Source organism: Paraburkholderia sp. A1RI_3L (assembly GCF_048957895.1).
Taxonomy (GTDB): Bacteria; Pseudomonadota; Gammaproteobacteria; order Burkholderiales; family Burkholderiaceae; genus Paraburkholderia; species Paraburkholderia kururiensis.
Map to the genome: position 1 here is coordinate 1 of NZ_JARCHA010000053.1, position 1,195 is coordinate 1,195.

Genomic DNA, 1,195 nt, shown 5'->3' on the forward strand with positions numbered 1-1,195 from the left:
TTTCGACTGCGTCAATGTGCAGCTCGAACACGGCATATTCGGGCGCAATAAACGCGACGCGTATCGACGTATCTGCCGGGTCATTGCGGCAGCGCCAAAACTCTGCATCACGTTCCACACCGTGTTCGAAAGCGAAGGGACCAACTGGAAGGCCGTGCGCGCCATGCTGCGCGAGTTCCGGCTGGGCAAGGCGTGGTCGGAGATGATCGGCTCGCGCCAGGAAAGCAGCCTGCTCGGGCAGGGCATCTACAGCGCAATCCGGCGCGCGCAGTGGCACAAGAAGGTGAGCGTCGTGGTCCATACGCGACGCGAGGCGAAGACGATGAAGCTGGTCGAGCGCATCTCGCATGTCTACGATCACCCGCTCGCCTACTACTCCGACGCAGATGCGCAGGGCTACACCGTCAAGGCGAAGCGCGACGACTTCCCGCTGCTCGGCAGTCTTGGCAAGAACGACGTGCTGCTGGGCTGCTTCGGATTCACCGGCAGCTATAAGGGAATCGACACGGCGCTGCGCGCGCTGCATCTGCTTCCCGACAACTATCACCTCGCTATTTTCGGCGGCGTGCACCCCGAGGCGATCCAGCAGGGCGTGCCGCTCGACCCCTACATCGCCGAACTGCTGAGGATCGTAAGCCCCGGGCGCAACTGGCTCGAAGAGGTGGGAAACGGGCAGGGCAAGGCGATCAGTCTCACCACATCGGTGGACGACCTGCTGCGTCTCGCGCGGACACGTCACGTCTCCGATATCTCGCGTCGCACCCACTTCATGGGTCCGATGAGCGACGACCAGTTTCCGCACGCCATGGCGGTATGCGATGCGGTGCTGCTGCCTTACCTCGAAGTGGGACAGTCCGCCTCCGGGCCGATGTCGATGGCGGTCAATCTGAACCGGCCCGTCATCGCGACACGCACGAAGACCTTCATGCAGTTCTCGCGCTACTACCCGGGCCGTGTCGAACTGTTCGACATCGGCAACTACCTGCAGCTGAGCCAGATCATCGAGGCAGGCGCGTTCAGGAGAGGAAGCGCGCCGCGCATGGAGAACCAGCCGGACACGTCGACCAACGTCGAGATATACCGCAAGGCGTTGTTCGCCACGGCGGGCACGTGACACGGCACATACATTTCAACAGGACAGGGAGAACGCAATGGAACGCAGGGCAATCGTGACGGGCGTGGGCGGGCAGGATGG

The 1,195-nt window shown here is 62.8% G+C and carries 1 protein-coding gene; it reads left to right on the forward strand.

Annotation, left to right across the window (positions count from 1 at the left end):
- Nucleotides 1–1,114: hypothetical protein (locus PXJ20_RS32815; protein WP_421057501.1), on the forward strand; the 1,114-nt coding region annotated here is incomplete at its 5' end.
- Between the last annotated feature and the right edge of the window lie 81 nt (nt 1,115–1,195).